The organism is Rhizobium sp. 10PS4, assembly GCF_032464805.1.
Lineage (GTDB): Bacteria > Pseudomonadota > Alphaproteobacteria > Rhizobiales > Rhizobiaceae > Rhizobium > Rhizobium laguerreae.
This window is the reverse complement of record NZ_JAWDIW010000008.1, coordinates 66,882-89,639: the sequence shown is the minus strand read 5'-3', so window position 1 is coordinate 89,639 and position 22,758 is coordinate 66,882. Positions and strand designations below refer to the sequence as shown.

General features: G+C 60.1%; 20 protein-coding genes and 1 pseudogene. 15 read left to right on the top strand and 6 right to left on the bottom strand.

What is annotated here, in order from left to right; all coding sequences use genetic code 11:
* Nucleotides 1–50 precede the first annotated feature (50 nt).
* Together RWJ89_RS16650 and RWJ89_RS16645 are read left to right on the top strand one after the other, a co-directional pair.
* Nucleotides 51–281, top strand: a complete 231-nt coding sequence (locus RWJ89_RS16650; RefSeq protein WP_316031154.1) for a DUF1127 domain-containing protein — start codon at nucleotides 51–53, stop codon at nucleotides 279–281.
* Between the two features lie 96 nt (nucleotides 282–377).
* On the top strand, nucleotides 378–1,211 hold the full coding sequence (locus tag RWJ89_RS16645; protein ID WP_131664240.1) for an enoyl-CoA hydratase: 834 nt from the start codon (nucleotides 378–380) through the stop codon (nucleotides 1,209–1,211).
* Here the strand turns inward: RWJ89_RS16645 and RWJ89_RS16640 are convergent, their stop codons facing one another.
* Both RWJ89_RS16640 and RWJ89_RS16635 read right to left on the bottom strand, forming a co-directional pair.
* Entirely contained in the window at nucleotides 1,212–2,048 is an 837-nt protein-coding gene (locus RWJ89_RS16640) for an EamA family transporter (protein ID WP_168282669.1), read from the bottom strand.
* Nucleotides 2,049–2,525: 477 nt separating this feature from the next.
* Entirely contained in the window at nucleotides 2,526–2,849 is a 324-nt protein-coding gene (locus RWJ89_RS16635; protein ID WP_131664238.1) for a hypothetical protein, read from the bottom strand.
* Nucleotides 2,850–2,987: 138 nt separating this feature from the next.
* Here RWJ89_RS16635 and RWJ89_RS16630 point away from each other — a divergent pair, with 138 nt between their 5' ends.
* The 4 genes from RWJ89_RS16630 to RWJ89_RS16615 all read left to right on the top strand — a co-directional run bounded on the left by RWJ89_RS16630 (nucleotide 2,988) and on the right by RWJ89_RS16615 (nucleotide 7,577).
* The gene (locus RWJ89_RS16630; RefSeq protein WP_131664237.1) at nucleotides 2,988–3,416 is read left to right on the top strand and encodes a CoA-binding protein; all 429 of its coding nucleotides are present in this window, start codon (nucleotides 2,988–2,990) and stop codon (nucleotides 3,414–3,416) included.
* 117 nt (nucleotides 3,417–3,533) lie between these two features.
* On the top strand, nucleotides 3,534–4,817 hold the full coding sequence (locus RWJ89_RS16625; RefSeq protein ID WP_131664236.1) for an O-acetylhomoserine aminocarboxypropyltransferase: 1,284 nt from the start codon (nucleotides 3,534–3,536) through the stop codon (nucleotides 4,815–4,817).
* 23 nt (nucleotides 4,818–4,840) lie between these two features.
* Entirely contained in the window at nucleotides 4,841–5,185 is a 345-nt protein-coding gene (locus tag RWJ89_RS16620) for a cupin domain-containing protein (RefSeq protein WP_131664329.1), read from the top strand.
* A gap of 262 nt (nucleotides 5,186–5,447) precedes the next feature.
* Nucleotides 5,448–7,577 (top strand): putative bifunctional diguanylate cyclase/phosphodiesterase, encoded by a 2,130-nt coding sequence (locus RWJ89_RS16615; protein ID WP_168282667.1) that lies wholly within the window; start codon nucleotides 5,448–5,450, stop codon nucleotides 7,575–7,577.
* A 148-nt stretch (nucleotides 7,578–7,725) separates the two neighbouring features.
* Here the strand turns inward: RWJ89_RS16615 and RWJ89_RS16610 are convergent, their stop codons facing one another.
* The gene (locus RWJ89_RS16610) at nucleotides 7,726–8,970 is read right to left on the bottom strand and encodes a cytochrome P450 (RefSeq protein WP_316029293.1); all 1,245 of its coding nucleotides are present in this window, start codon (nucleotides 8,968–8,970) and stop codon (nucleotides 7,726–7,728) included.
* Between the two features lie 62 nt (nucleotides 8,971–9,032).
* Complete coding sequence (locus RWJ89_RS16605; protein ID WP_206105884.1) at nucleotides 9,033–10,448, bottom strand: GGDEF domain-containing protein; 1,416 nt, start codon at nucleotides 10,446–10,448, stop codon at nucleotides 9,033–9,035.
* A 274-nt stretch (nucleotides 10,449–10,722) separates the two neighbouring features.
* On the opposite strand from RWJ89_RS16605, the gene clpP reads away from it, so the two are divergent.
* From clpP to RWJ89_RS16575, 6 genes and pseudogenes are all read left to right on the top strand, one after another.
* On the top strand, nucleotides 10,723–11,358 hold the full coding sequence (gene clpP / locus RWJ89_RS16600; protein WP_017959926.1) for an ATP-dependent Clp endopeptidase proteolytic subunit ClpP: 636 nt from the start codon (nucleotides 10,723–10,725) through the stop codon (nucleotides 11,356–11,358).
* Nucleotides 11,359–11,654: 296 nt separating this feature from the next.
* Entirely contained in the window at nucleotides 11,655–12,932 is a 1,278-nt protein-coding gene (gene clpX, locus RWJ89_RS16595) for an ATP-dependent Clp protease ATP-binding subunit ClpX (RefSeq protein ID WP_003547337.1), read from the top strand.
* Between the two features lie 401 nt (nucleotides 12,933–13,333).
* On the top strand, nucleotides 13,334–15,751 hold the full coding sequence (gene lon / locus RWJ89_RS16590; protein WP_131664232.1) for an endopeptidase La: 2,418 nt from the start codon (nucleotides 13,334–13,336) through the stop codon (nucleotides 15,749–15,751).
* Between the two features lie 206 nt (nucleotides 15,752–15,957).
* Nucleotides 15,958–16,233: a DNA-binding protein HupB gene (hupB, locus tag RWJ89_RS16585; protein ID WP_003547346.1), complete on the top strand. Its 276-nt coding sequence runs from the start codon at nucleotides 15,958–15,960 to the stop codon at nucleotides 16,231–16,233.
* 159 nt (nucleotides 16,234–16,392) lie between these two features.
* A pseudogene (gene ribN / locus RWJ89_RS16580) lies at nucleotides 16,393–16,919 on the top strand (riboflavin transporter RibN); the annotation flags it as partial.
* 83 nt (nucleotides 16,920–17,002) lie between these two features.
* Nucleotides 17,003–19,213, top strand: coding sequence for an esterase-like activity of phytase family protein (locus RWJ89_RS16575; protein WP_316031153.1), 2,211 nt, complete (start codon nucleotides 17,003–17,005; stop codon nucleotides 19,211–19,213).
* A 74-nt stretch (nucleotides 19,214–19,287) separates the two neighbouring features.
* Here the strand turns inward: RWJ89_RS16575 and RWJ89_RS16570 are convergent, their stop codons facing one another.
* Complete coding sequence (locus RWJ89_RS16570) at nucleotides 19,288–20,274, bottom strand: aldo/keto reductase (RefSeq protein ID WP_131664230.1); 987 nt, start codon at nucleotides 20,272–20,274, stop codon at nucleotides 19,288–19,290.
* A gap of 235 nt (nucleotides 20,275–20,509) precedes the next feature.
* Between RWJ89_RS16570 and RWJ89_RS16565 the strand changes: the two genes are divergently transcribed.
* On the top strand, nucleotides 20,510–20,911 hold the full coding sequence (locus RWJ89_RS16565) for a (R)-mandelonitrile lyase (protein ID WP_245503874.1): 402 nt from the start codon (nucleotides 20,510–20,512) through the stop codon (nucleotides 20,909–20,911).
* On the opposite strand, the gene RWJ89_RS16560 is transcribed toward RWJ89_RS16565, so the two are convergent.
* Nucleotides 20,912–21,517 carry a class I SAM-dependent methyltransferase gene (locus RWJ89_RS16560; RefSeq protein ID WP_316031152.1) on the bottom strand — a complete coding sequence of 202 codons (606 nt, stop codon included), beginning with the start codon at nucleotides 21,515–21,517 and terminating at the stop codon, nucleotides 20,912–20,914.
* Between the two features lie 165 nt (nucleotides 21,518–21,682).
* Here RWJ89_RS16560 and RWJ89_RS16555 point away from each other — a divergent pair, with 165 nt between their 5' ends.
* Nucleotides 21,683–22,036, top strand: a complete 354-nt coding sequence (locus RWJ89_RS16555; RefSeq protein ID WP_316031151.1) for a hypothetical protein — start codon at nucleotides 21,683–21,685, stop codon at nucleotides 22,034–22,036.
* A gap of 132 nt (nucleotides 22,037–22,168) precedes the next feature.
* Entirely contained in the window at nucleotides 22,169–22,717 is a 549-nt protein-coding gene (locus RWJ89_RS16550; protein ID WP_131664228.1) for a glutathione peroxidase, read from the top strand.
* Nucleotides 22,718–22,758 lie beyond the last annotated feature (41 nt).

The window sequence follows — 22,758 nt, the reverse complement described above, 5'->3', positions numbered from 1 at the left end:
CCAGCGCATCTTCCAGCGCATCTTGCATCCGTTGAAGGAAGGAAGAAGAGATGGCCCTGGAATTGAGCGGGATCCTTGACACACCGCGCAATATTGTTCGGTCGAGATTTCACGGCATGGCGCGCTGGAGCCTGCGGCTGCTGATGACGATCGAGCATCACCTCGAAAAGCGCCGCAGCCGCCGCACGCTTTTGGAACTCACCGACGACGAGCTTTGCGATGTCGGTCTGACCCGTGCGCAGGCGAGGGCAGAAACATCGAAGTCGTGGTTCTGGTCCTGACGGCAGCGGTCTCTGCGTGGAGTGCGGATCCTGCTCGAAATTTCCGGCGCCCTGTGGCAAAACGTCTACCTGGAATCGAGCGCAGGGAGCAGCATCATGGCAGAAATCGTATCCTTCCGGAAGGACGCCGCCGGAGCGGAAGAGGGCAGCTTGCTGACTCGCTCGCTGCGCGACGGCGTGCTGCGGCTCGTGCTCAACAACCCACCGGCCAATGTGCTTTCGATCGCACTTCTCGAAGCGCTGATGCAAGAACTCGAGACGGCCGGGGCGGAGCCGGATGTGCGCGTCGTCGTCATCGCCTCGACTGGCAACGTCTTTTCCGCGGGACATGATCTGAAAGAGCTGACGGCCCATCGCGCCGATGAAGATCAGGGTGCCGGTTTCTTCGAAAAGACCTTCCGGCTCGCTGCCGATCTGATGCTGAAGATCGCGCATCTGCCGAAGCCCGTCATTGCCGAGGTCGACGGGCTTGCAACGGCTGCAGGTTGCCAGCTCGTTGCCTCCTGCGATCTGGCGATCTGCACGGACAGTTCGACATTTTGCACCCCGGGCGTCAACATCGGCCTGTTCTGTTCGACGCCGATGGTGGCCGTTTCCCGTGCCGCGCACCGCAAACAGGCGATGGAGATGCTGCTGACCGGCGAGAAAATCGACGCCTCGACTGCCAAGGATTTCGGCCTCGTCAACCGTATCGTGCCGAAGCAGTATCTGGCTCAGGTGGTTTCCAAATATGCGGCAGTGATCGCCAGCAAGTCGCCGCTGACGCTGAAGATCGGCAAGGAAGCCTTCCACCGGCAGCTCGAACTGCCCGTGGAGGCGGCATATGATTATACCGCCAGGGTGATGGTCGAGAACATGCTGACTGAGGATGCGCAGGAAGGGATCGGTGCCTTCCTTGGCAAGCGCAAGGCCGAATGGACAGGTGAGTGATCACGCCAGTTTCAGAAGCAGCCCGCCGATTGCGATGACGACGCCGGCGACGTAGCGCCAGATGCTGGCTTTTTCCTTGAAGACGGTGATCGAGATCACCAGCGCAAAGAGGATCGCGGTTTCGCGCAAGGCTGCGACGGTCGCGACGGGGGCCTTCGTCATCGCCCAGAGTGCCAGCCCGTAGGAAGCGATCGAGCCGGCGCCGCCGATAAGGCCGCGCCACCAGTTGCGGCGAACGTGACGCACCACGGCGAAAGCGCCGCGCTGGGACGCTGCCCAGGAAAACAGCAGCACCGGTGGCAGCAGCGACATCCACAAAGTGTAGGAAACCGCATTGCCGGAGATGCGCGCGCCGATTCCGTCGACATAGGTGTAGCTGGCGATGACGCAGGCATTGGCAAGCGAGAGGATGATGGCGCGGCTGCTGCCACGCCGCGCCTCCAGGGCGAGTGTCAGCACGCCGGCCGAGATCGTCATTGTGCCGGCAAGGGCGCCGCCGGAAAGATTTTCCTTCAGGATGAAACCGCTTGTCGCGGCGATCAGGAGCGGTGCGCAGCCACGCATCAGCGGATAGACGAGGCCGATGTCGCCGGCCCGGTAGGCGGCGGCGACCAGCTGAAAATAGGCAAATTGCAGGATGGCGGAGGCACTGATGAACGGCCAGGCCGAGGCGTGCGGCAACGGCAGGAATGGCAGGAATGGCAGTGCCGAAACCGCGCCGCCGGCCGAGATCAGCGCCGCATCGAGGGATTTATCATTCCCCGCCTTGATGATGGCGTTCCATGTCGCGTGCAGCAGTGCGCCGAAGAGAACAAGCAGGATAACGTCGAGAGGCAAGGGAGTAATCCGGATAGGATGAGAGGAAGCGGAATACGCCTCGCCTTCGGCGTTTCAAATTCCTGAAAAGACAACTACGATTTGCACGAAAATTCGCGGCGGCGGTCGCTTATGCGTTCATATGTCGAATAGCATCCTTACGGTATGTGGACAATGGCGGCCCATTTTAGCAATTTTTACGTGCGCGCGACATGCGTTCAATCCACGGCCCTCCTTTCAACTATGAGCTGTTTCTAATGGATACGGGAACAAAGCACGAAACTCTCAAGAACAAAAATAGAAAACATCTCCAGGAGTCCGGGAGCGGATTATTCTATGCTGCTGAAATATAGATATTATTCTATAACTTCGATATAGGGGAAAATTAAAGCTTCTGATTGTGTAATCGCTACGAAATCGCAGCGCGGGATTGATCCTCAAACCTTTCGCAAGCGCGAAAGGCGTACGGTTCCTGCGTACCCTATGACGGCGAAAACATCAGAGCTGATGATGCGGAACGAAGAGCATCCCGTCAAGGTTGTCGATGTTTTGGCAGTTCAGAACTCGGCAGCGAGGAGTGTCTTTCGAAGGGATATATGTCCATTCCGCATAATCGGTCGCGTCGCAATAATTGCTGTTGCGGACATAGCGATCGTAGAGCGGCAAGCCACGGGGAGACTGGTAGCGGAAGATGACTGCGCCCTGATTGTGGATGGCGGCGCGCACGCTGGCACAGCTCATGGTGAGCGGATTGTAGCGCGAGATCGCCAGCGCCGGCGATGCGGCGAGCACGAGCATGAGGGCAAGAGCGATTTTTTTCATCGAATCATCCTCAAGGAGTATCCAGTTCCCATATACGGGCCAGTTCATATATACGAGAAAGACACGCAGCCGGTTTCACGGAAACACAAAAAAACAAGCCGGCCGTGCCGAAGGGCTTTCGGGAGTGGAGAAGCGGACATGAATCACGACGCCTATACGGATGATTACCTCGCCGGCATCCTTCATTCGGTAAAGACCATCGCGCTGACCGGCGCTTCGCCCAATCCGGCCCGGCCGAGCAACGGCGTCATGGGCTATCTGCTGTCGCGCGGCTACGAGGTCATTCCTGTCAATCCGGGGCAAGCCGGCAAACTGATCCAGGGCCGCACCGTTTATGCCCGGCTTGCCGACATTCCCGTGCCGATCGACATGGTCGACGTCTTTCGCGCTTCCGAATATCTGGGTGGGGTCGTCGAGGAGGCGCTGGCGCTGAGGCCGCTGCCGAAAATCATCTGGTCTCAACTTGGTGTGCGCGACGATGCGGCTGCGGCAACGGCGGAGGCCGCCGGCATCCAGATGGTGATGAACCGCTGCCCGGCGATCGAGTATCCTCGTCTTATTGCCTGAGTTGCGATCCCCTGAGACGGATTTTCCACCGAACGCCCATGGGTTGAAATGGATCGCGATTAACTTTCGCAAGCGACCGGCTATGATCCTGCCCGTCAGCAACAACTGGAGGACGACATGGCCAAGAACGATCCGGGATTCAACACATTGGCGATCCATGCCGGTGCGCAGCCCGACCCGGCGACGGGCGCGCGGATAACGCCGATCTACCAGACGACCGCTTTCGTCTTCAATGATTCCGATCATGCCGCCGCCCTCTTCGGTCTGCAGGCCTTCGGCAACATCTACACCCGCATCATGAATCCGACGCAGGCCGTGCTCGAGGAGCGCGTCGCAGCGCTCGAGGGCGGCACGGCGGCCCTTGCCGTCGCCTCCGGCCATGCGGCGCAGATGATCGTCTTCCACACCATCATGCGCCCCGGCGAGAATTTCATCGCTGCCCGTCAGCTCTATGGCGGCTCGGTCAACCAGTTCGGCCATGCCTTCGAGAATTTTGGCTGGCAGGTGCGTTGGGCCGATGCCGCCGATCCGGCAAGCTTCGAAAGCCAGATCGACGACAAGACGCGCGGCATCTTCCTCGAAAGCCTGGCCAATCCCGGCGGCACCTTCGTCGATATCGCCGCCATTGCCGACGTCGCGCATCGCCACGGCCTGCCGCTGATCGTCGACAATACGATGGCAACACCCTATTTCATCCGTCCGATCGAGCACGGCGCCGACATCGTGGTGCATTCGCTGACGAAGTTTCTCGGCGGCCACGGCAATTCCATGGGCGGCCTCATCGTCGACGGCGGCACTTTCGACTGGTCGAAATCCGGCAATTACCCGATGCTGTCGAGCCCGCGGCCGGAATATAACGGCATGGTCCTGCACGCGACTTTCGGCAATTTCGCCTTTGCGATCGCTGCCCGTGTGCTCGGCCTGCGCGATCTCGGGCCGGCGATCTCGCCCTTCAATGCTTTCCTGATCCTGACAGGCATCGAGACGCTGCCGCTCAGGATGCAGCGCCACAGCGACAATGCGATCGCCGTCGCAAAGTGGCTGAAGGCGCACAGCAAGATCGCCTGGGTGAATTATGCCGGCCTCGACGACGACCCGAACCACGCCCTGCAGCAGCGCTACTCGCCGAAGGGCGCAGGCTCCGTCTTCACCTTCGGCGTCAAGGGCGGCTATGAGGCGGGCAAGACGCTGGTCGAGGGGCTGGAGCTCTTCTCCCATCTTGCCAATATCGGCGACACCCGTTCGCTCGTCATCCATCCGGCCTCGACGACGCACCGGCAGTTGACCGACGAGCAGAGGATCGCCGCCGGCGCAGGCGCTGACGTGGTGCGCCTTTCCGTCGGCATCGAGGACGTCAAAGACATCATCGCCGATCTCGAACAGGCGCTCTCGAAGATCTGATATCAGAGGGATCTACGGTGACCATGACAAACTACATCACCTTCGACATCGATAGCGTCGAACCGGAATTCGGCGCCCCCGAAGCCGATCGGATTATCTCCGGCGATCCGCGTTTCCGTACCTGGAATCTGGAGGAGAGAGAAGGCGGCCTTTATTCCGGCATCTGGGAGGCGACGCCGGGCAAGTGGCGGATCGTCTACGAGGAATGGGAATATTTCAGCCTGCTGGCCGGCCATTCGATCGTGACGGAGGAGGGCGGTGAGCCGGTTCATCTGAAGGCGGGCGATCGGATGATCCTCAGACCCGGCTTCAAGGGAACATGGGAAGTCGTTGAAACGACTCGCAAGGACTATGTGATCAAGGTTTGAGCGGCCAGCAAATGGGCGCGACGAAGCCCGGGCCTTTCCCGTTTCGGCTTTGTTTTTGTCGTCGCGGCCGTAGCGATGATCCGAAACGGCAAGCCGGCAAACGGTGTTTTTGGCCCTTTGTCCAGGATTGAAAGCTTTTAACCAATCCCATTAATCGTGCCTACATCGACAAATGCTAAACCTTATCTGCAGCGCATTGCGGACATGATGTCTCCTGCCGTCACACAGACATGGCCTTGCAATTAATCTTTGCGGAATTTGCATGTCGTCGAATCTTGCAGGTAGGTACGTTCGGACCCAGACGTCTTCCATCATCGCGACAACGGTCTTCTTCCTTGTCGTTGCTCTCGTACTGACCGGCCTGATGGCACATGTCGTCGTCACGATGACCCGGTCGGCGAACGAGATCGATGATGCCAGGGCCAGTCGCGCCGCCCGTGCGGCAATCGGTGCGTTTGTGGGTCGCCTGAGCGCGACAACGACGGACAATGCCATATGGGACGATGCCTATAGTGCTGCCTCATCTTCGGCCGCCGCGGATTGGGCCTATGAGAATTGGGGAAAAACCAGCGAGGATTACGCGCTTTATGACGGCGCGATCGTGATCGGCCCTGACCGGTCTTCGATCGTCTCGGCCTATGCCAAAGGCAAGCCCTTCCAGCCGGGCACTTTTTTTGGCGACGTCTTTTATCAGCAGATCAATGCGGCAGCGGCTCCGGCGAGGGCGCCGGTGGTCAATTTCATCAAGACCGAAAGCGGTATAGCCCTGATCGCCTCGCAGGCGATCCAGCCTTTCGAGGACGCCCCCAAGCTTCCGAAGTTCAGTGTGCTGAGTTTCTACAAGGAGTTTACGTCGGAGGTTATCGATACGCTCTCGAACGAACATGAACTTGAAGGCTTGCGCCTTGAGACGACGCCGAAGCCGGAGTTCCTGAACACGCCGATCACCGACATGGAGGGGACCGTCATCGGCTATCTCGTCTGGCCCAGCAAAGCGCCGGGAAGCGCCGTGTTTCATCAGGTCTATCCTTATATCGCAGCCGCTATCGTCATCCTCGCGCTGTTTCTGATCGGCGTTCTGCTGGTTGGCGCTTCCGAAGCGCGGCGCCTGCGCCAATTGGCGCAAGCAGCGATTTTCGAAGCCGACCACGATAGCCTGAGCGGCCTTTTGAACAGACATGGGCTTCTCAACCTGCTGGAAGAGCTGGAGAATTCGACCTCTTCGCCACATCGGCTTTATCTGGTCGACCTTGATGGCTTCAAGGCCGTCAACGACGCCTGGGGCCATGCGGTGGGGGACGATTTGATCCGGCTGGTCGCGAAGGCGCTGACCGCCTGCCACCCCGAAATCATTGCCGCGGCGCGGCTCGGAGGCGACGAATTTGCGCTGGTGCACGTCGGTTCTGCCACGTGCGGAGAGATGGAAAAGACGATTTTGGCGCTGTTTGCCGAGCCCTTCAAAATCGACGGCCGAACGATCGAAGTTGGCGCAAGCATCGGAGCTGCTGCTCGTAGCGGCGACGTCCAGTCATTGGAGCTTCTCCGCAGAGCGGACATGGCCCTCTATCGTGCCAAGGCAAATGGCAAAGGTCAGGCGATCGAATACGACCCCGAATTGGACCGGGAACGCCAAAGGGTCGCCGAACTTGAAGGCCTGTTGAAGAATGCCATCAGCAGTGGCGCAATCGAAGCCGTTTTCCAACCTCTCGTCTCTGCTTCGACCGGCGCTGTGACTGGTCTTGAAGCGCTGGCGCGCTGGCGAACTGCAACCGGAAACATCAGCCCGGAGATTTTCATCCCTCTTGCCGAGAGGTGCGGCCTCATCGACGCACTCGGCGTTCATATGCTGAGAACATCGATCGAGCATGCCAAGAGCTGGCCCGACCTGGCATTGTCGGTGAACGTTTCACCAATCCAGCTCTGCAATCCGGAATTTGCCGCCGAAGTGATCTCGGTCCTCCAGGAGCTTGATTTTAATCCCAACCGCCTGACACTGGAAATCACCGAAGGCGTTCTGATGACAAATCCGGATCAGGCCCGGCGGTCGATAGACCAACTCAAGCGCGTCGGCATAAAGTTCGCGCTTGATGACTTTGGCTGCGGCTACGCCAGCATCGGTGCATTGCGGCAGTTTGGGTTTGATCGCATGAAGATCGACCGCTCGCTCGTGTCCGCTCTCGATGTAACCGCAAATGGCGCCGATATTCTTCGGGCAACCATCTCGTTGGCGACTGCTCTGCAGATTCCCGTTACCGCCGAAGGTATTGAGAATAGCCGTCAGGCGGCGATCTTGCGAGACGCCGGCTGCGACCAGCTTCAAGGGTATATGCTCGGAAAACCCATGTCGGCATGCGACATATCCAGCAGGCTGCGAGAAGAGTCGGCCGCGTGATCTCGTAAAGATCGTGGCATAGGCTCGGTATTGACGGATCGTTACCGGCGGCGACCGTATTTTCCGTTGGATAGTTTTCGGCTGTGGCCTGCTTTTCTAGTGGCTCTGCTCGCCGGCATTCCAGACATTGCCCAGCTTAGAGGACGGATCACCACTGCAGATCCAGCCGGTCCAGCCCGTGGAAATGGTAGACGTCCTTGACCATAGGTGTCTTTGCCAGCCTCAGGCCCACCAGCCGTTCGAACAGGATCGGAAGCACGAGGTTGAGCTCCAGCCGTGCCAACGGCGCGCCGATGCAAAAATGAATGCCGGCGCCGAAGGAGAGGTTTGCCGCCTCGTTGCGGTCGGGCTTGAAGGTGAGGGGATCGGTGAATTTTGCCGGGTCGAGATTGGCGGCTGCAAGGATGAGGCTGACCTTGTCGCCGCGCTTGAAGGAGACGCCGTCGATTTCGGCAGGCTCCAGAGCCCAGCGCTGGAAGATGTGGACCGGCGCGCAGATGCGCAGGGTTTCCTCGACGGTGCGCTCTGTCGTCGCCTCGTCCCGGAAGAGTTCCGCCGGATCGCAGCCGCTATCGAGAATGGTGCGCACGGAGTTGCCGATCTGGTGCACGGTCGCCTCATGTCCCGCATTGAGCAGCACGATCGTCGTCGAGACGAGCTCCTCCTCGGTCAGATACTGGCCCTTATGCTCGGTATGGATCATGTGGGTCAGCAGGTCGTCGCGCGGTTCGGCACGGCGTTCCTTGATGACCGTCTTGACGTAGTCGGAGAATTCCTTGGCCGCCCGTTCGGCCTCGCCCTCCTGCTCGCGCGTACGGCCGAACATGTACATGCGGACATAGGCGTGCGACCAGGCGAGCAATTGCGGCCCAATCTCCTCGGGAATGCCGATCATCCGCGCGATCATCGTCACCGGGATGATATCGGCAAAGGCCGAGAGCAACTCGACCTCACGCTTCTCCGCGAAGCCGTCGATCAGCCGGTTGGCGAGTTCGGCAAGTTCCGGTTTCATCTTCTCGACATGGCGGGACACGAAGGCGCGGTTGACGAGCGTGCGCAGCCGCGTGTGCTCCGGCGGTTCGAGTTCGAGCAGGGAATAACGTTCCGAGAGATCGAAACTGGCAAGATGCGGCATCGGCTCCGCAAGTCCAAGCTCCTCGCGGCTGGCGATATGCAGGATCTGCCGGCCGAAGCGCCGGTCGCGCAGCAGTCCGTTCACATGGTCGTAGCCCGTGAAGAACCACTGCTTCTGCTCGCTCCAGTAGAAGGTCGGGCAATGGGCGTGAAGTGCGGCATAAACGGCGTTCGGGTTGCCGTAGAAGGCCGGGTTGCGGCTATCAAGCGAGACATGACGGTTGCCGCGGTCGATCGAGAGAAAGGATGGGATCATCATGCCCCGAGCCTTATCGGATTTGCCGGACCTCGGAAAGATGCGGGGGCAGGGATGATCTCGGACTACCCGGCCCGCGACAGCGTGCCCATACGTTGCAGCGCTTCGACCTGATCGTCGACCGTCGGCACGAGTTCGCCGGCAGTGCTGTTCGGCGTGGCCGGTGCAGGGGCTGCGGCCTCCGCTTCGCCGAAGGTGACCGTGCAGTTGCGGCCGGCGGCCTTGGCCGCATAGAGCGCCCGGTCAGCGGCCGAGATCAGTTTGTCGATATTGGCTTCGATCGAGGAGGCGAGCGCAATGCCGATGCTGACCGTGACCGGAACGATCGCTTCGCCGGTACTGACGGGAAGACGGCAGAATTCTGTACGGATCGCTTCGGCGATCGCCTCGGCTTCCGTCTGATCCGTGACCGCGGCAAAGGCGGCGAATTCCTCGCCGCCCATGCGGCCGAAGATGTTGTTTGGAATATACTGGCGGGCCATGCGCGCAAAGGCGGTCAGCACGGCATCGCCGGACTGGTGGCCGAAACGGTCGTTGACGCGCTTGAAATGGTCGAGATCGAAAAGGATCACCGCAACCTGGCGCTGCTCGTTATGAGCTCTTTCCTGGATGCCGCCGAAATGGCTGAGCAGGCCGCGGCGGTTGAGCACGCCGGTCAGCGAGTCGGTCAGGGTCAGGGCACGCAGGTGTCGTTCGGAGCGCTCCATGATCAGCCGGCAGGTGAACGCGAAAGCGATGGTCAGCAGGAACGCGGTGGCCATGGCGGAAGCGCCGCCCAGATTCGTCGCCTCGACATCGCTTGGCATTGTCAGCGTCATCGTCAGCGCCGAGCCGAAGCACAGGCAGCCCTGGATGACGAACACGCTCATCAGCTTGATGCGGGTACGCTCACGGCGCATGTCGCCGGCGGCGACCGCCATGGCGAGTGCCGTCGCACCCGTCGCCGAAGCAAGGTTATAGAGCACCACCCGGTTTGAATAATCGCTGTTGACCCAGGGCAGGAAGACGCCGGCGAGCCAGATTGCCGGCGGCAGTAGCGCCCACCACTCGATCCGCTTGCGGTCGAGTGCGAGAAAACCGGCCACCCAGGCGCTCTGGCCGAGCAGGGCGATGGCATTGCCCGCCTCTACCGAAAGCAGGCTGGGGATTTCGCCGCGCAGCGCGACCATCGCAAAGCCGATGCCGGTCAGCAGGAAGCCCAGGCCCCAATAGAGATAGGCCTCGTTCCTGATGTTGTGACGCCAGGCGACGAACAGCACCAAAGCAAGCGTCATGGCCTCTGAACACCAGATGGCGAGACCTGTAGCAATATTGAACACGGCAGCAACCCCTTGTCTGTCAGGTTGCATCCTTGCCGAGGAAGCTCGCCACTTCCTTAATGTCGCTGCGCCGCGGCATTGTTTCAGGCCGATATCTGCCGGTAGGCTTTCCGTTGGGTAAACGTGTATGAGCACGGTCGAATAGAGTAAGCCTTCCTTCATCCTGTCATGGAGAAAAGCCGGGGGAGACCGTACCAAGGGCTCGCCGTTAACAGGCGTTTGGGGGAAAGAGGCTCAATGCATGTCGCCCGGAAGTGTGCAGCGGTTCCGGGATAACGACATGCATGAAAAGAAGGAGCTTAGCCGCCTTGCCCCGCCTTCTTAACGTTATCCGCATGCGTGTCTTGAAGAGGAGGGCCGGGACACTCTATGTAGGGGTAAGATATTTTTCTTTGATTCCCGGCGCCGGCCGGCGAGACGTTGACAAAGGACGCACATGAGAAACCCAGTCGATACCGCAATGGCCCTCGTTCCGATGGTCGTGGAACAGACCAACCGCGGTGAACGCTCCTACGACATCTATTCCCGCCTGTTGAAGGAACGCATCATCTTCCTGACAGGTGCTGTCGAGGACCATATGGCGACGCTCGTCTGCGCCCAGCTGCTTTTCCTCGAGGCCGAAAACCCGAAGAAGGAAATCGCCCTCTACATCAATTCGCCCGGTGGCGTCGTCACCGCCGGTATGGCGATCTACGACACGATGCAGTTCATCAAGCCCGCGGTTTCGACGCTCTGCATCGGCCAGGCCGCGTCCATGGGCTCGCTGCTTCTGGCAGCCGGCCACAAGGACATGCGCTTTGCCACGCCGAATTCCCGCATCATGGTGCACCAGCCCTCGGGCGGCTTCCAGGGCCAGGCTTCGGACATCGAGCGTCATGCCCGCGACATCCTCAAGATGAAGCGCCGCCTGAACGAGGTTTACGTCAAGCACACGGGCCGGACCTATGAGGAAGTTGAAAAGACGCTCGATCGTGACCATTTCATGGATGCGGACGAAGCCCAGAGCTGGGGCGTGATCGACAAGGTTCTGACGTCGCGCCTCGAAATGGAAGGCGAGCAGGCTAGTAATTAATAGGGATGGTGTTTTCCTCGCCACAGTTCTATCCCATTTGTGATCGAACAAGGGCTTTCATCCGGCGACGAAGACGCTAATAGTAACTATTAATGCTATGTTGAATTTTTATGACATAGCATTCGGCATTCGAAGGGGAATTCGTTGCCGCCGGGGCCAGGACATGATTGGTTGGGCCCGGTTCGTAGCCCCTGAAGCCCTTCTCGGCAAAGGCTCCGGAAACGGAGTGCCGCCAGGAGCTGATAGAGTGGACCGCGATTTCGCCTTGAAATGCGGCGTGCTGGAAGGAAAGTGATATGAGCAAGGTCAGCGGCAGCAACGGCGGCGACTCCAAGAACACTCTTTATTGTTCGTTCTGCGGAAAGAGCCAGCACGAAGTCCGGAAACTGATTGCCGGACCGACCGTCTTCATCTGCGATGAATGCGTCGAATTGTGCATGGACATCATCCGTGAGGAAAACAAGTCCTCGATGGTCAAGTCCCGCGACGGCGTTCCGACGCCCCAGGACATCATCAAGGTCCTCGACGAATATGTCATCGGCCAGCGGCAGGCGAAGAAGATCCTGTCGGTTGCCGTTCACAACCATTACAAGCGCCTGGCGCATGCCTCCAAGAACGGCGAAGTCGAGCTGGCGAAGTCGAACATCATGCTCGTCGGTCCGACCGGCTGCGGCAAAACTTATCTTGCCCAGACGCTTGCCCGCATCATCGACGTTCCCTTCACCATGGCTGACGCGACGACGCTGACCGAGGCCGGTTATGTCGGCGAGGATGTCGAAAACATCATCCTGAAGCTGTTGCAGTCGGCCGACTACAACGTCGAGCGTGCACAGCGCGGCATCGTCTACATCGACGAAGTTGACAAGATTTCGCGCAAGTCCGACAACCCGTCGATTACCCGTGACGTCTCGGGCGAGGGCGTGCAGCAGGCGCTGCTGAAGATCATGGAAGGCACGGTCGCTTCCGTTCCGCCGCAGGGCGGCCGCAAGCACCCGCAGCAGGAATTCCTGCAGGTCGACACGACGAACATCCTGTTTATCTGCGGCGGCGCTTTTGCCGGCCTCGACAAGATCATCTCTGCCCGTGGCGAGAAGACCTCGATCGGCTTTGGCGCTAGCGTCAAGTCGCAGGATGACCGCCGCGTCGGCGAGGTTCTGCGCGAACTGGAGCCTGAAGATCTGGTCAAGTTCGGCCTGATCCCTGAGTTCATCGGCCGCTTGCCGGTTCTGGCGACGCTCGAGGACCTCGATGAGGACGCGCTGATCCAGATCCTGTCCGAGCCGAAAAACGCGCTGATCAAGCAGTATCAGCGCCTGTTCGAGATGGAAGACGTGGAACTGAACTTCCACGAGGACGCTCTTCGCGAAATCGCCCGCAAGGCGATCGTGCGCAAGACCGGCGCCCGCGGCCTTCGCTCGATCATGGAGAAGATCCTGCTCGATACGATGTTCGAACTGCCGACTCTGGAAGGCGTGCGCGAGGTCGTCATCTCCGAGGAAGTGGTGCGCGGTTCGGCCCGTCCGCTTTACATCTATGCCGATCGCCAGGAAGAAAAAGCCAACGCTTCGGCGTGACCTTCACCGCTTTCGCGTGATTATTTTGGGGGCTTGCCATAGGCAGGCCCCTTTCTATTTGAAAAACCATGCGAGGCACTGTTAGTATTTGCCCGTGGGAACCGAAATTGCCTTTGCCGATGTTGCGCAAGGGATCGTGCTTGGCAATGATGCAATGATTCCGTAAGCCTCTTGCTGGCGTTTGTATTTAGCCGGGTCGGAAGTGGTAAGCGCCGGTCCAGCCACGCGCTTCATAGTGTTGGCGTTCCGTTGTAATAAAGCTGTCGCATCCGAGGGACGCGGGCGTTAGCGTGGCTTGAAAAGCATAGTTAGAACCTCCACTTGTAGCAACAAGTGAGTGCCGGCCGGTCCCAAGCGGCCGTGCAGAGAGCCCGGCAACGGGACGATGGAAAGGACATAAAATGACGAAGAAAACGTCTGTAGCGAGCAGCACTGCCTACCCTGTTCTGCCCCTGCGCGACATCGTGGTTTTCCCGCATATGATCGTGCCGCTGTTCGTCGGACGGGAAAAGTCGATCCGTGCGCTCGAAGAGGTCATGGGTTCCGACAAGCAGATCATGCTGGTGACGCAGATCAACGCCAGCGATGACGATCCGGATCCTTCCGCGATCCACAATGTCGGCACCGTGGCGAACGTGCTGCAGCTCCTGAAGCTGCCCGACGGCACCGTGAAGGTTCTCGTCGAAGGCCGCGCCCGCGCCGAGATCGACACTTATACCAGCCGCGAGGATTTCTATGAGGCGCTCGGCCATGTGCTCGAGGAGCCGCATGACGATCCGGTCGAACTGGAAGCCTTGTCGCGTTCGGTCGTCTCCGAATTCGAGAGCTACGTGAAGCTCAACAAGAAAATTTCGCCCGAAGTGGTCGGCGCCGCCAGCCAGATCGACGACTATTCCAAGCTCGCCGATACGGTCGCCTCGCATCTGTCGATCAAGATCACCGAGAAGCAGGAGATGCTGGAAACCACCAGCGTCAAGCAGCGCCTCGAAAAGGCCCTTGGCTTCATGGAAGGCGAGATCTCGGTCCTGCAGGTCGAAAAGCGCATCCGCTCGCGCGTCAAGCGCCAGATGGAGAAGACCCAGCGCGAATATTACCTGAATGAACAGATGAAGGCGATCCAGAAGGAACTCGGCGACGGCGAGGAAGGCCGCGACGAGATGAGCGAACTGGAAGAGCGCATCTCCAAGACCAAATTGTCCAAGGAGGCTCGTGAAAAGGCCGATGCGGAACTGAAGAAGCTGCGTCAGATGAGCCCGATGTCGGCGGAAGCCACCGTCGTGCGCAATTATCTGGACTGGCTGCTCGGCATTCCCTGGGGCAAGAAGTCGAAGATCAAGGCAGATCTCAACAATGCCGAGAAGATCCTCGAAGCCGATCACTTCGGTCTCGACAAGGTCAAGGAGCGCATCGTCGAATATCTGGCCGTGCAGGCCCGCGCCGCCAAGATCAAGGGCCCGATCCTCTGCCTCGTCGGCCCTCCGGGCGTCGGCAAGACCTCGCTCGCCCAGTCGATCGCCAAGGCGACCGGCCGTGAATATGTCCGCATGGCGCTTGGCGGCGTTCGTGACGAAGCCGAAATCCGTGGTCACCGCCGCACCTATATCGGCTCGATGCCCGGCAAGGTCATCCAGTCGATGAAGAAGGCGAAGAAGTCCAACCCGCTGTTCCTGCTCGACGAGATCGACAAGCTCGGCCAGGACTATCGCGGCGATCCGTCCTCGGCCCTGCTCGAAGTGCTCGATCCGGCCCAGAACATGACCTTCATGGACCACTATCTGGAAGTCGAATACGACCTGTCGGATGTGATGTTCATCACGACGGCAAATACGCTGAATATTCCAGCACCCCTGATGGACCGCATGGAGATCATCCGTATCGCCGGCTACACCGAGGATGAAAAGCGCGAGATCGCCAAGCGGCACCTGCTGCCGAAGTCCATCAAGGAACATGCGTTGCAGCCGGAAGAATTCTCAGTCAGCGACGACGCCCTGATGTCTATCAGCCAGCAGTATACCCGCGAAGCCGGCGTCCGCAACTTCGAGCGCGAACTGATGAAACTCGCCCGCAAGGCGGTCACCGAGATCATCAAGGGCAAAACGAAGTCGGTTCATGTGACGGCCGCCAACATCTCCGACTATCTGGGCGTCCCGCGCTTCCGCCATGGCGAAGCAGAGGGCGAGGATCAGGTCGGCGTCGTGACCGGTCTTGCCTGGACGGAAGTCGGTGGCGAGCTGCTGACCATCGAAGGCGTGATGATGCCGGGCAAGGGCCGCATGACGGTCACCGGCAATCTGAAGGAAGTCATGAAGGAATCGATCTCGGCAGCGGCCTCCTATGTCCGCTCGCGCGCCGTCGATTTCGGCATCGAGCCGCCGCGCTTCGACAAGAGCGATATCCACGTGCACGTGCCGGAAGGCGCAACCCCGAAGGATGGCCCCTCGGCCGGCGTCGCCATGGCAACCGCGATCGTCTCGATCATGACCGGCATCCCTGTGGACAGGCATGTGGCCATGACCGGTGAAATCACCCTTCGCGGCCGTGTGCTGCCGATCGGCGGTCTCAAGGAAAAGCTGCTCGCAGCGCTTCGCGGCGGCATCAAGAAGGTGCTGATTCCGGAGGAAAACGCCAAGGACCTGGCGGAGATTCCTGATAACGTGAAGAACAACATGGAGATCATCCCGGTATCCCGCATGGGCGAGGTGATCAAGCATGCGCTGATCCGGCGGCCGGAGCCGATCGAATGGGACGGCACGGTGGAAACGCCGGTCATCGCAACGGTCGAAGGCCTCGATGAGACAGGCGCAACCATAGCGCATTGAGTGGCCTTTGCCACATTTATGCCCAATTGGGACAAAACACGGAAAAAGGCTGGCGGAAACGCCAGCCTTTTTTGTGAAAACGTCATGTAGACGCTTGCTTTTCCTTGATTTGCAGGGCTTTTGGGTTTTCGGCGGGCCTGATGAAACCTATTCTGCGCCTAGCTTACTTTTGAGTCGTTTCATACCATTTAGAAAGGGGTGGAAACATGAACAAGAATGAACTCGTGTCCGCAGTAGCCGAAAAGGCAGGACTGACGAAGTCTGACGCGGCTTCCGCTGTTGACGCGGTTTTCGACGTTGTCCAGGCTGAACTCAAGAACAAGGGCGACATTCGCCTCGCGGGTTTCGGCAGCTTCACCGTTTCTCATCGTGCCGCATCGAAGGGCCGTAACCCGTCGACGGGCGCTGAAGTCGACATTCCGGCTCGCAACGTGCCGAAATTCACGCCCGGCAAGGGCCTGAAGGACGCCGTCAACGGCTGATCTGATATTATCCACCAGCCGGAAACGAGACCGGTTGTGCAGGATTTGAGAGGGGTTCGGCTTTGCCGGGCCCCTCTTGTTTTGGCGGGCCTTGCCGCCGCTCGGGCTTTGATCTGCGACCTTTCTGTTCTCAGGGCGGGGTGAAACTCCCCACCGGCGGTGGGTGAGCGCGTCGGCCCGGCACGCTGGGCTGCGACGGCGGCGGGCTTCACCGGAGCGATGATCATTCTGCAGCCATGGTCGGACGACTTTGGTTGGGCGGCTCTCTTACCTGTGCTTTCGGCGCTGCTGTGGGGCGCCTCGCCGCTGATCACCAAGAGCCTGACGGGCATCGAACGGCCGGAGACGATCACCGTCTGGCTGCTCGTTCTGCTGACGCGATAAATGGTGGGCTGGCGCTTGCGGCGGGCTTTGCAGTGCCGACAGGCGCAACCCTTGCCCTGTTCCTCCTGGCGGGGCTGCTGACAGCTGTAGCGCAGTATTTGCTGACGCTTGCCTATGCCGCAGCGGATGCCGCCTACGTCCAGCCGTTCGACGATCTGAAACTGCCGTTGAACGTGCTGGCCGGTTGGCTGTTCTTCGGTTATGCGCCGGCGGGCTACCTCTGGCTTGGAGCGGCGCTCATCCTCTCCGCTTCACTTTTCATCATGCGAAACGAGATGCGCCGGGAGCGCAAACCAGTCTGACGTGATCAGGTACAAAATGCCGCATCTGTCATGCCTCTGTCATACCGCGCGCGCAGAAAACTCCTGTTTCGAATGTTCGACACATGGGGGATTTCATGACAATTTCATCGTGCAAGGCAGCGCTTGCTGCCGTGCTTCTCGCATCCGTCGCTTTTCCGGCCGCGGCCGAACCGGTTTTCAACCGCATCGCCTCCTTCCCGGTTGCGGCGAACCTGCCGGCCGACAAGGACAAGCTGTCGGTGAGTTCCGCCGAAATCATCACCGCGACCGACGACGGTAACACGCTGATCTATAGCGACAGCCCGCTCGGCGCGATCGGCTTTATCGACATTACCGATGCCAAGGCCCCGAAGGCCGGCGGCGCGCTGATGATGGGCGGCGAGCCGACTTCGGTCACCTCGAGCGCCGGCAAGGCGCTCGTTGCCGTCAACACCTCCGAAAGCAAGGCGAAGCCCTCGGGCCGTCTCGCGATCGTCGACGTGACGAGCAAGAAGATCGAAAGCACCTGCGATCTCGGTGGTCAGCCGGATTCGATCGCCCTCAACAAGGACAAGACGCTCGGCACCATCGCAATCGAAAACGAGCGCGACGAGGACGTCAATGACGGCAAGATCCCGCAGATGCCGGCCGGCGACCTCGTCGTCTTCCAGGTCAAGAACGGCACCGTCGATTGCGGCACTATCAAGCACGTGGCGCTGACCGGGCTTACCGGCGTCGCCCCGGAGGATCCGGAGCCGGAATTCGTCGCCTTCAACAGCCTGAACGAGATTGCCCTGACGCTGCAGGAAAATAACGAGATCGTCATCATCGACGCCAACACGGCTGAAGTGAAGACGCATTTCTCCGCCGGCAGCGTCGATGTCACCGGTATAGACACCAAGCGTGACGGCGCCCTGAAATTCTCAGGCGAAGCCAAAGGCGTGCTGCGCGAACCCGACGCCGTGAAGTGGCTGGACGACAACCGCCTCGTCGTCGCCAACGAAGGCGACTACCAGGGCGGCTCACGTGGTTTCACCATCTTCGACAAGACGGGCAAGCTTCTCTACGAATCGGGCGTATCCTTCGAACGCGCCGTCGCCCATATCGGCCACTATCCGGAAAGCCGCTCGGGATCGAAGGGCGTCGAGCCGGAAGGCCTCGAAGCCGCCGAGTTCGGCGACATCAAGTATTTCTTCCTGCTCGCCGAGCGCGCCTCGGTCGTCGGCGTCTATAAGGATACCGGCGCCGATCCCGAACTCGTCCAGTTGCTGCCATCAGGCATTTCGCCGGAAGGCGCGATCGCCATTCCCGCCCGCAATCTTCTTGCGACCGCCAACGAGGTCGATCTCGGCAAGGACGGCGGCACGCGTTCGCATGTGATGATCTACGAGCGCTCGGAAGGCGAGAAGGCCTATCCGCATATCGTCTCAGCCGAGAAGGACGGCAATCCGATCGGTTTCGCAGCCCTTTCGGGTCTCTCCGCCGTTCCGGGCAAGCCGGGCATGCTCTACGCCGTCAGCGACAGCGTTCTGGGCTCGCAGCCGACGATCTATACGATCGATGCCAGCAAGAAGCCGGCTGTCATCACCGACGCCCTCGTTGTCAAGCGTGACGGCGCACCGGCCCAGAAGCTCGACATCGAAGGCATCGCGGCTGCCGCCGACGGCTCCTTCTGGCTGGCCTCGGAAGGCTACAGCGAGCGTCTCGTCCCGCACGCCCTCTACAACGTCAACGCCAAGGGCGACATTAAGGCCGAGATCGCCCTGCCGAAGGAGCTCGTCGCCAACGAAATCCGCTACGGCTTCGAAGGCGTGACCATTGTCGGCACCGGCGACGACACTACGCTCTGGATGGCGGTCCAGCGCGAGTGGAGCGACGACGAGAAGGGCTTCGTCAAGCTCGTCTCCTACAATCCGAAGAAGAAGGAATGGGGGGCCGTTCGCTATCCGCTCGACAAGACGGAAAGCGGCTGGGTCGGCCTGTCTGAGATTTCGGCACAGGGCGACAGCGTCTACATCATCGAGCGCGACAACCTCGTCGGCGATGCCGCCAGGCTGAAGAAGCTCTACAAGGTCGCGATATCGGACCTGAAGCCCGCCAAGCTCGGGGCCGAGCTGCCGGTCGTCAAGAAAGCCGAAGCCCATGACTTCCTCGGTGAACTGAAGTCTGCCACCAACGGCTATGTGCTGGACAAGCTCGAAGGCTTCACCTTCGACGCGTCGGGCAAGCCCTACGCGGTCACCGACAATGACGGCGTCAGCGACTCCTCCGGCGAGACCCTGTTCTTCCCGGTCGACCTGACCGCCACGAACTGAGCTTCTTATAATTACACGACAGAAAAATGGCCGGGCGAAAACCCGGCCATTTTTTGATTCGGAGTATTGGGCGTCTACCAGCGCTGATGCACATGCGGCGCGATCAGCCGCTCGTAGATCTCGCGCGTTGCCGCCATGACATCGGCTGACAGCGGCGCAAGGTCGGCGGCAGCCGCGTTGGCCCTGGCCTGCTCGGCATTGCGGGCACCGGGGATGACGACGGTGACGGCATCGCTCATCAGGATCCAGCGGAGCGCGAAGGCAGCCATGGTGGCGCCCTCGGGCACCAGCTTGCGCACCTCTTCCACCGCCTGCAGACCGACCTCGAAGGGAACGCCGGCAAAGGTCTCGCCGACATCGAAGGCTTCGCCGTTGCGGTTGAAATTGCGGTGGTCGTCGCTGGCAAAATGTGTGTCCCGGGTGATCTTGCCGGAGAGAAGACCGCTGGCGAGCGGCACACGGGCGATGATCGCCACATTCCTGCGGCGTGCTTCCTGGAAGAACAGGTGATCGGGGCGCTGGCGGAAAATGTTGTAGATGATCTGGATACTGACGACGCCGGGATATTCGATCGCCTTCAGCCCGTCTTCGACCTTTTCGACGCTGACGCCGTAGCCCTTGATCTTGCCGGCCTTCTGCAGCACGTTCAGGCCCTCGAAGACTTCAGGCTGGTAAAGCACGTCGCGCGGCGGGCAGTGCAGTTGCACGAGGTCCAGACTGTCGACGGCAAGATTCGTCAGGCTGCGGTCGATAAAGCCTTCAAGATTAGCCTTTGTATAGCCTTCCGAGACATGCGGGTTGAGGCGGCGGCCGGCCTTGGTGGCAACCATCGGCCGTTCGTCGCCACGCGTCTTCAGCACGTCGGCAATGATCTTTTCCGAGCGGCCGTCGCCATAGACATCCGCCGTATCGATGAATGTCATGCCGGCATCGAGCGCGGCATTCAGCGCCGCGCGTCCGTTGGCTTCACTGATATCACCCCAGGAGCCGCCGATCTGCCAAGCGCCGAAGCCGACATTGGTGACGGTGAAGGGCATCCGGCCGAAAGCATGGTGTTTCATGAAAAATCCTCCCTACTGCATGCCGCTCGGGCGTGTGCGGGACAACGGCATGCATAAAAACAAAGCGCCAAAGCGCGTCGCATGATTCAAGCAAGATGCGACCCGCTGATGAAAGACAATGGCACTATCAGCCGGGTGACTTTACGGCAATTGTCGATCCGGCTTTGATTGGTCGCTCCGATGAAATATCGTTCTGTTACAAGGCTTCAACCGCATGGATGGAAAAGGAAAGATCATGGAGATCAAACCCGTCGGCTCTCGCCCCTCGACGAAGCCACCGGCCGACTATTTCACCGGCGCCGTTCGCCAGGATCCGCTGATGGAAACGCCGGCACCCGCACGGGCGAGGGCGGTCTCGGTCACCTTCGAACCCGGTGCCCGCACCGCCTGGCATACGCATCCGCTCGGCCAGACGCTGATCGTTACATCGGGCAAGGGCCTCGCCCAGAGCTGGGGCGGGGACATCCGCGAGATCCGCGCCGGCGATACCGTCTGGTTCGCGCCGGGCGAAAAACATTGGCACGGTGCTGCCCCGGATACGGCGATGACACACATCGCCATTCATGAGGCGCTGGACGGCAGCCACGTCGACTGGATGGAAAAGGTCAGCGACGAGCAATATTCCGGCCAGGCGTAATCAGAGCCGCTTCAGGCAATAGGAAAAATGCGCGTGCGATTCGACCGTCAGGAACTCGAATTGCCAGCCGTAACCCTTGCAGAACTTGGTGACCGCCTCGACGACGCCATAGACGATCGGCTTGACCGTATTGCCGGTGCAGAAATCATGCCCGGCGATACGCCCCGTCCGCTTCACCTTCTTTTCGCAGAGCAGGAGTTCCTGCCAGGTGAGCTCGAAGGAATGGTCTGTATCGATATAGGCCCAGTCGAGGAAATCGTCCGCGAATTCGGCAAGCTTCTCGAGCGATGTGCCTTGCATCAGATGCAGCCGGCCGGCCTCGATCTCGGCCGCGAAATTCGTGTGGATCGCATCGAGTCCGGAGCTATAGCGATCCATCGACCAGGGATCGATGAGGTAGAGCTGCGCCGGGCGGTTCTTTTCGAGGATCTCCGCCGTATATTCGCCGAAGGCTGCTCCGACCTCGACGCCGATACCGCCGTTCGGGATCCGATAAAGCAATTCGCCGCGATCCGGCAGCAGCCGGGCGTTTTCCATATGATGGGCGCTGAGCGGGGTGCGCGGCATGCTCGCCCGGAGCGCCTGCCTTTCTTCACGTGTCTTCATTTCTGATCTCGGGATTGCGGGCGACCGACGGCCCTGATGCGGTTTGACGGGAAGGTAGGAGCAGCCGGCACCGATGACAACCGCATGACAGGAATTTGCTTCTTTCGAACAAACCGCTAAGTTCCATCTGTGAACTGACGAAAAAGCCTCGGGAGGAGCGATTTCATGAAACGCATGTGGCCTGAAGAATTCAACGCCATCATCAGCGGAGCTAAGGAGGTGATGTTGGAAACACCAGCCGAGGCCGGCGAAGCGCCGCTGCAGCGCAAGGCGCTGAAGGCGCGAATCACCATGCAGGATTACGAGCGGATCTGGCCGCTCGCCGAGATGCGCTTCCGGCTTGGCGAAAGAGATGGCAAGGCCATCACGCTGATCACCACCAATCCCCATTACCACGCCTGGCACCCGAAGGACGGCGGCAGTGTCGATTCCGTGTCGGACAGTGGCCGCCATTACAAGACGGATTATCTCGTCGTGCACTTCCTGCTCGACGATGTGAAGGAAACGTCTCCCGCCTGAGGTGCTGAGGCCCGGTGCGGCCAGAAGCCGCACCGGCGTCCTGTGGAAGCCAAGTTGATCCCGACGCTGATGACAAGGGCGGCGATATCGCTAAGCTTCGCGATACATATCCTTACGAAATTGGAGGTTCCTGTGACGGGCAATGTGCTGGATATCCCGGTCAAGACTGTGGATGGTCGTGAGACCACGCTCAACGAATACAAGGGCAGGGTGATTCTGATCGTCAACGTCGCCTCGAAATGCGGGCTAACCCCGCAGTATGACGGGCTGGAAAAGCTCTATGGAGAAAAGCGCGAGCGCGGCTTCGTCATTGCCGCCTTTCCCGCCAACGACTTCAAGGGCCAGGAGCCCGGCACCGACGCCGAGATCCTCGATTTCTGCACCAGCACCTATGACGTCACCTTCCCGATCTTCTCGAAGATCTCGGTCAAGGGCGAGGCCCAGCACCCGCTTTACCGGCAGCTGACCAAGTCGGGTGCCGCGACGACGGGCGACGGCCCGATGCGCGAACGTCTGAAATCCCATGGGCTGACAGGCGGCGATGAGGACGACATCCTCTGGAACTTCGAAAAATTCCTAATCGGCCGCGACGGCAAAGTCGCGGCCCGCTTCGCGCCCGATGTGACGGCCGACGATTCGAGGCTGGTTTCCGCTGTGGAGAGGGAATTGGCGAAGGCCTGACGCGGTAGGGGCTGAGCCCCCACCAGACAGAGGGATGTTCA